At 33.3% G+C, this 7,458-nt stretch carries 8 protein-coding genes; 2 read left to right on the top strand and 6 right to left on the bottom strand.

Annotated features, from left to right (window positions below; all coding sequences use genetic code 11):
• The first annotated feature begins 365 nt into the window (after positions 1–365).
• Positions 366–512: a hypothetical protein gene (locus MKX82_RS30355; protein WP_341082346.1), complete on the top strand. Its 147-nt coding sequence runs from the start codon at positions 366–368 to the stop codon at positions 510–512.
• Between the two features lie 27 nt (positions 513–539).
• On the opposite strand, the gene MKX82_RS30350 is transcribed toward MKX82_RS30355, so the two are convergent.
• From MKX82_RS30350 to MKX82_RS30335, 4 genes are all read right to left on the bottom strand, one after another.
• On the bottom strand, positions 540–737 hold the full coding sequence (locus MKX82_RS30350; RefSeq protein WP_341082343.1) for a hypothetical protein: 198 nt from the start codon (positions 735–737) through the stop codon (positions 540–542).
• On the bottom strand, positions 737–1,276 hold the full coding sequence (locus MKX82_RS30345) for a replication/maintenance protein RepL (protein ID WP_341082341.1): 540 nt from the start codon (positions 1,274–1,276) through the stop codon (positions 737–739). The genes MKX82_RS30350 and MKX82_RS30345 overlap by 1 nt, the downstream gene beginning before the upstream one ends.
• A 743-nt stretch (positions 1,277–2,019) precedes the next feature.
• Positions 2,020–2,262, bottom strand: a complete 243-nt coding sequence (locus tag MKX82_RS30340; protein WP_341082347.1) for a hypothetical protein — start codon at positions 2,260–2,262, stop codon at positions 2,020–2,022.
• Between the two features lie 37 nt (positions 2,263–2,299).
• Positions 2,300–2,848: a hypothetical protein gene (locus tag MKX82_RS30335; RefSeq protein WP_341082340.1), complete on the bottom strand. Its 549-nt coding sequence runs from the start codon at positions 2,846–2,848 to the stop codon at positions 2,300–2,302.
• Between the two features lie 734 nt (positions 2,849–3,582).
• Between MKX82_RS30335 and mobV the strand changes: the two genes are divergently transcribed.
• Complete coding sequence (gene mobV / locus MKX82_RS30330; protein ID WP_341082339.1) at positions 3,583–4,926, top strand: MobV family relaxase; 1,344 nt, start codon at positions 3,583–3,585, stop codon at positions 4,924–4,926.
• A 22-nt stretch (positions 4,927–4,948) separates the two neighbouring features.
• On the opposite strand, the gene MKX82_RS30325 is transcribed toward mobV, so the two are convergent.
• Positions 4,949–5,500, bottom strand: coding sequence for a hypothetical protein (locus MKX82_RS30325; protein ID WP_341082337.1), 552 nt, complete (start codon positions 5,498–5,500; stop codon positions 4,949–4,951).
• Positions 5,501–6,891: 1,391 nt separating this feature from the next.
• The gene (locus MKX82_RS30320) at positions 6,892–7,077 is read right to left on the bottom strand and encodes a hypothetical protein (RefSeq protein ID WP_341082335.1); all 186 of its coding nucleotides are present in this window, start codon (positions 7,075–7,077) and stop codon (positions 6,892–6,894) included.
• Positions 7,078–7,458 lie beyond the last annotated feature (381 nt).

Raw genomic sequence — 7,458 nt, 5'->3', positions numbered from 1 at the left:
ACAAAAACCATTAGGCGCTTAAGAGCAACTTGGATTTGAATAAAAAATCAGGATATTAAGGAATCTAATTTAGGAAGATGACTTAGTAAGAAAGGAGCTGAGCTTGCATGAATAGTAACAGTAGCATTAATAAAAGCAATTTGAATTTATTAGCTGTAGTAGCCCTAGGGTTGACTACAATTTACACCGCAATATTAGCAACTCAACTAATGTCCACAAAACATAAAGTTGATTATTTATACTACAAAGAACATTTTCAAAAAAGTAATAAGGGTAATAATGATGATCTCCAGAATAACAAGAGGAATGGAGATGGATCGATAATGCATGAATTGGAAAGGTCAAGATAAATTATTGAAGGAACATTGGACTGTAATCGTACGTGGAATGTGACATTTGAATATAATCGAGATTATGAAAAAAAGCCTTTATCTTGGGAAGAAAATGAACAATTATTAAAGAATCTTATCGAGGTATTTGAAAAATATGAAATGAATTGGAAACTAAAATAAAAGATGAAACCTCCTTTGGAGGTTTCATTAGTCAATTGGTACAAAATTTATTTTTGGAAGAATATGTTTCTTTAAACTGTTATCGCTAAAAGATGTAACTGTTTGATCTTTAGTATCAATATGTATTCCTAAAGCTTTAAATATTACTTCTGTTTGTGTCGGAGACAAACTAAAGGAGATATCTTCATCATTTAAATAAATCGTTAATTCTAATCCTTCAATCATTATTTCATCCCCAATTTTTTCATTTCATTTTGTTGTATTTCTTCAGGTAGTGCTTTTTGTTTTCCTCTTAAAACTTCAATTGAATTTAATGGTTTTTCTTCTTCATAATAACTCAAAAGAATTTGTCTTTTTGTATCGTTACCTTTCATCATAATATTTGGATTTACAATATAAACACCATTTTGTTTTTTCTTAATGAAGTTGTTTTCTTGAAGTTTTTTCATTAGTTTTGCAATTGTTGGTTCAGATACACCAACATCTTTTGCAATTTGTTTATATGTCCCAATAAAAAGATTATTCGCTTGGTTTGTATTTTCTGCTATGTAAATAAAAATGTCTAATTGTTTATTATCTATAATTCCTAAGACTGTTAGAAAGTCCATTAAATACATTTTCCAAAAGTTTTTAGTTCCATAAACTCTTTTTGTTATTTGATCTACGTGAATTACTTCTCCAGTTTCAGTATCTACCAATTCTCTTTTTTTCTGACCTATTAAAGTTTGAGTTTCAGAATGATATTCCAAGTTTTTATCTGTCATAATTTCAATTCCTCACTTAAATTATAATTTAGTAATCACTTAATAATCCAAAATATAAACTAAGAAGAAAAATTAGTAAATACTTAATTTTAATTTAAGTGAGCACTAAACAAAAGTTAAGTAACTACTTAAAGAAAGTTAAGTGCCCAAAACGGCTATATCCCTTGGTATCAAAGGGTTTATAGCTGTTTTCTGAAAAAAATACTCTCTTCTTTAATCAAAAAGCTTTTCTACATACAAGGTTCGGGTAGTATTTTTTGAAAAGATCATTCAAAAAATCTCCACCCTTTACTCCTTGCATTACGAAATTTTACAGGCTCTATTGGCTACGCCGAACAACCAATATACTGATGAGACAGAAATTCCGGTCGTTCGTTGTTAAAAAAGTTTAGCCTGTAAAACCGCTGATCTTTCGTACTAAAACAGAGGTTTTATTAAAAATAGAAACGAAAAAGGGGGGCTAGCCCCCCTTGGCTTTCGCCAATTCACCCCAACCTTCACTGCTCAATACCTGATAAGAAGGACAAACCCCTCTCAAACCGTTTTAAAGGGCTTTAGAGATTGTTTGAGTTATTTGCTTGTTTAAATACATTTCGAAAAAAATAATAGCCTTAAAATCCAAATATGAGCTTCTAGAAGCTATTTATAGAAAAGTATCATTGCTGTAAGATACGTTTTTTTATTAAAAATAAAAAGACACCAATTAAGGTGTCTCGTGATTAATCTATTACAGGAGGATAAAATTAAATGTTTTTCTCCTCTACCCAAACTTTATAAACAATCGATTCTTTTACTTCGCTTTCTTTTGTATGAACTATGAAGTTAGGAATTGAAGCGAGGAAAAATGAAAGAGCATAAGCTATTTTATAATCAGGAGTTATATATCCGTCTATAGTTCTTCCGTATATTTCGTTTGATATTGAATCTGCCCATACTTCAGATTCCTTAAATGTGTCAAAAGTAACGTCTTCTTTTTTCCATTTAATTTCCATATAATGACCTCGTTAGTTTATTATAAAACAATTAACTGACTTTACATCTGACGTATCGATAAGCTCCTTTTGAAGGATCTGTAGATTTAGTTATATACCAATTAAGGTTAACTGTATCACCTTTTTTGAGAGTATAACTACCTCCCATATAGGAGTAATTTTTTAAGCTACCATGAAAATTATATGTAACTTCTCGTGTATGAGGTGAATAAGGAGGATTTATAGCCCGTCCATTTATTGTTGCAGAAGGCATAGAAACTATTACGATTGGACCAAGTAATCTTTTAGATGTAGTGGTTAAATTAAAGCCCCACGATAGAGCTCTATAGTCACCTGTAACTTTTGCAACTTGCATCGGTACAGTAGCGACGGTATGAGTAAAAACGTTGTTACAACTAGGTGTCGATGATGCTGAGATAGACATATCAGACTCAATGTTATTTGAAGATATGTTTGTTTCTGAATCTAAAAAATCACCACCATTATTATTATTATTATTATTGTCTTGTGCATTTGCTGGATTCAGAGTGGATAATAATAGGGTGAACACTATTGAAACTGAAAATATAGCTTTTTTCATAAAAGTCACTCCTTTTTTATTTTTATTCCAAAATATGTATTTGACACAAAAACCATTAGGCGCTTAAGAGCAACTTGGATTTGAATAAAAAATCAGGATATTAAGGAATCTAATTTAGGAAGATGACTTAGTAAGAAAGGAGCTGAGCTTGCATGAATAGTAACAGTAGCATTAATAAAAGCAATTTGAATTTATTAGCTGTAGTAGCCCTAGGGTTGACTACAATTTACACCGCAATATTAGCAACTCAACTAATGTCCACAAAACATAAAGTTGATTATTTATACTACAAAGAACATTTTCAAAAAAGTAATAAGGGTAATAATGATGATCTCCAGAATAACGAGAGACGCTCTTGAAGCGTCTTTTTTACTTTTCAGGGGAAGAACTAAGGGAAACACCAAAAGAAGGCGAGAGAGCCCCGTATGGCGTCTGTCAACGGTACCGGACCGAAGGGAGGATAAGGAGTTGACAGACTAACTTCACCAAGACCCTCTTGGTGTCTCAAAAGGCAACACCTTTTGAGCTGCCTACCGGCGAGGGAGCCCCTCAAGGAGTGAGGGGTTGGGGAGTTCGATTAACGGGGTCTGGGGAAGAGTTCCCCAGTGGGTTTGGGCAAAGCCCAAGGTGTGGATTTTAGCGTCGCAGACCACATGAAACTTTGCGTGCAAAGTGTAGTGTGCTACACTTCTCTTAAATCTTTCAATTTTAGAGAAGGAGCTGTACCCCCAAAAATGAGCTATGCAATTTTACATATGCAGAAACTAAAACAGCCTGCGATTAAGGGCATTCAAATACATAACCAAAGAGAAAAAGAGAGCCAAACAAATCCTGATATTGATGAATCAAAGCTTCACTTAAATTATGATTTGGTGAATATAAAGCCTGTAGATTATAACGAAAAAATTAACAAAATGATTGAGGAAGGTGTGACGACTGGAAAGGCAATTAGAAAAGATGCAGTAAGAGTAGCAGGGTTTATGATTACATCGGATAAAGAGTTCTTTGAAGGACTGTCTGAGAGTGAAGAAAGACGTTACTTTGAGAGTGCTTATGAATTTCTTTGTAATACATATGGTGAAAAGAATATGGCTTATGCAATGGTTCATAAAGACGAAAAGACACCTCATATGCATGTGGGTTTTGTACCAATTACGGATGATGGCCGTTTATCGGCTAAAGACTTTTTTGGTCAGAAAAAACAGTTAGTAGAACTTCAGGATAAGTTTCATGAACATCTAGTGAAGGATGGATTTGATTTAGAACGTGGAGTATCAAGTAGCCGAAAGCATGTAGAATCGGCTAAGTATAAAGCTTTAACTTTTAAAAATATGGAGCAAGAAGCTAAAGAGAAATATGAGCAAACCATGAGCAGAATTGAAGCGATACATGAGCATACAAAACCTATAGAAAAAATTGAAACCACTAAGATTTTAAAAAGGGTCACAATGAAGGAACAGGATTATCAAACTTTGATGGATTATGCTACAAGTGGTGTTGCTTATCAATTTCAGGTTGAAGATCTTCAAATGGAGTTAGAGAAAAGTAAAAAACAAATCACGCAGCTGAAAACTGAAATGCAAGTTGGACAAGATAAAATCCGTCAAAATTATAAAGATGTTGAAAATGAAAATGAAAAAATCGTAGAAAACCTGCATCAACTAGCAGAGCATAAAGCAGTTGAATTAGTAAGAGAATTGGATATTGTTAAGAATCAAAAGAAGGCTATAAGCTTGTTGAAACAAGAACGTGAGGAAAAGCAAGTTTTGCAAAATGAACTAGATGTGACAAAAATAGAAAATCTTTCTTATCAAAATGAAAATAGAGAATTGAAATCGGAAAATCAGTTTTTGAAAAAACAAGTTATTCAATTTAGCAATGAAATTAAAGTTTTGAAAGAAAGAGTTGGTAAAGCTTTAAGTTACCAATTTGACCGGATTAAATCGTTTCTCAATATAAGGAATGTCGATAAAGAAACGATAAAGATTTTAGATGAAAAAAAGGAAGAATTACAAAAAAATTCTTTAAGAAAGTTAAACCCTCCTCAACAACAAAGAGGGTCAGAAATGGAACGATAAAAGCCCCTAGAACTAGGGGCTTTTATTTTTCAGAAGTGCTTGCTACTTCTTCTCTGTATTCAAAATCTGCTTTTTGTTCTATTCCATTTTCACCAAAGACAATTTCAAAACGAATTTGTTTAATATCGTTCCAATCTCCTTTTCCAAAAAGAAAAGCATTTGCTCTAAAAGTTCCTCGACCAATCCGATCTAGTATCCCTTTTTTAACAAGTTTATTGATATTGTTATCAAGACTTTGAACGGTTTTAAAGCCTAAAGATTGAGCGATTTCCTTTTTTATATAGGAATTTAAAATGATTGTATTTTCATAACTCATATATTTGAGTAATTCCATAATTGTATCTGTTGTGCCTTTTGGAAGCCCGTTTAAAAGGATTAGATTGTCTATGTATAGTTTTACGTAGTTAGGTTCTTTATCTTGATAAACTTGTTGGACAAATCTTTCTTGTAGAACTTCACCAGTAGTTGAATCCATAATCTTTTCGACAGTTTCTTTTGATACTCTCTTTTTTTGAGTAGCTTGTATTATTTCTTTTTGCCACTGTGACATTTGTTTTCTATTCGCTTCCAGCATTACCAAAACTTCTCCTCCAATCAATTCTAATTAGCTAATTCTAATCTACCACAGATTAGAAAAGTAGCAATCTTTTTTATAATAAAGATTATAAATTCTAATCTGATACAGATTTATTTTAACGTAAGAACTGATTAGGAAAAACGTAAGAACTGATTAGGAAAAACGTAAGAACTGATTAGGAAAAACGTAAGAACTGATTAGGATTTTTTTTAAAAAAACCAGTCATATCAAGGGTTAAACCCTCCTCTCTCCTTCTCTTCTTTTATTTTATATTCTTGTTTTTCTTTCTCTTTTTTGGCTACCAATTACACTTTGATTAATCATATATTTTCTTTCAAAAGGCTTTTCTACATACAAGGTTCGGGTAGTATTTTTTGAAAAAGCCACTCAAAAAATCTCCACCCTTTTCTCCTTGTATTACGAAATTTTACAGGCTTCATTGGCTACGCCGAACAACCGATGTACTGATGAGACAGAAATTCCGGTCGTTCGTTGTTTAAAAAGTTTAGCCTGTAAAACCGCTGTTCTTCCGCTCATAGAGTGAGGATCAGCTAAAAAAGATACGCAATAGGGGGCTAACCCCCTTGGCTACCGCCAATTCCCCCCAGCCTACACTTCCCAATACCTGATAAGAAGGAAAACAGCTTTAAACTCATTTTAAAGCTGTTTTAAGGTTATTTAAGTCATTTACTAGTTTAGTTACATCTTTTAAAAAACAATGCCCTTAGAAGACGAATATGAGCTTCTAAAGGGCATCCAAAGGAAATATTATTGCTGAAACAGTTGAATTAATTCTATTGATGCATAGATTGATACTGGAACTAGGAAACCCAAAGCATATACAAACCTAGCACTAATCTTAATTTGCTTATTTTTATCTTTATACTCCAAAGTATTTCACTCCCTTCGTTTCTACTTTTTAAAAAAAGAAATCTAATCCTTTTATTGGTGGACGAAAAAAATATGTCCTAATAGATTGTTCGTTTTTGAAGACCACTTTTTGGCTTGTTTTTGAATTTTTAAGCTTTAACAGGCACGCTAGTGCCTAAATCTAAAAGGTGGTTCTTATATACAAGGTGAAACTCGTAGTTGAAAATTAAAGTATTTCTAAAAAAAAAATAAAAAAAATCCCTACATAGGGTAATACCTGCCAAAAATTGATTTCGCGCTTCCAGCAGAAAAAAAGATACCGAAAATGGAAAAATACAAAATTGGTATCTTTTAAATGAGTGTTATAAAATTAAAGGGAAATGACGTCCTATGAGCCGAACCATCGGACACAAAAAGGCTATTGATGCTGGAACATCAATAGCCTAAACAACTCTTTAAGAGTTGGCTCTTATATTTAGTCGGAAATAGACCTCCTACGTTCTCAACCGAAGGGAGGTCTATTTCATTTTCCATTGCATTCCATACTTTTCAAAGACCTGGATTAGATCATCAACCAGTTTTTCATTTTCCTCCAAAGATAAAGGTTTCTTTTCAAAATCTCTTTTGTATTCAAATCCTACATACCAAGGGCGGTTCATATCAAATTCCCCTTTTATAATTTTCTTTGAATCTTCAAATTCCATAGCCATCATCTCCTTTGTGATTATTATACAGTGTCTTAACAGCTACATAGGACACGAGTGTGTCATTGGATAGGTTTTATATGACTTTAATCTTTTAAAGGCTTTTCTCCACGCAAGGTTCGGGTAGTATTTTTCGGACAGACCACCGAAAAATCTCCACCCTTTACCCCTTGCATTCCGAAATTTTGGCGGTGCTGTACTTTCGCCAAGCCGACATACCTAAAACGAGGTTCTCCAGGAGTCGGCTTGCTCGTGCTAGTGTACCGTCAAAACCGCCAGTTCTTCCGTCTGAAAAATTTCTTTTACTCAACATTTAGCTACGCTATGCGGGGGCTTCCCCCACACCCCCTTGCCAGCCTCCACCCTAAAACAAGGGGAAAG

Origin of the sequence: Niallia sp. FSL R7-0271, assembly GCF_038005785.1 — a bacterium.
Taxonomy (GTDB): domain Bacteria; phylum Bacillota; class Bacilli; order Bacillales; family Cytobacillaceae; genus Niallia.
This window is presented reverse-complemented; position numbering and strand designations above follow the sequence as displayed.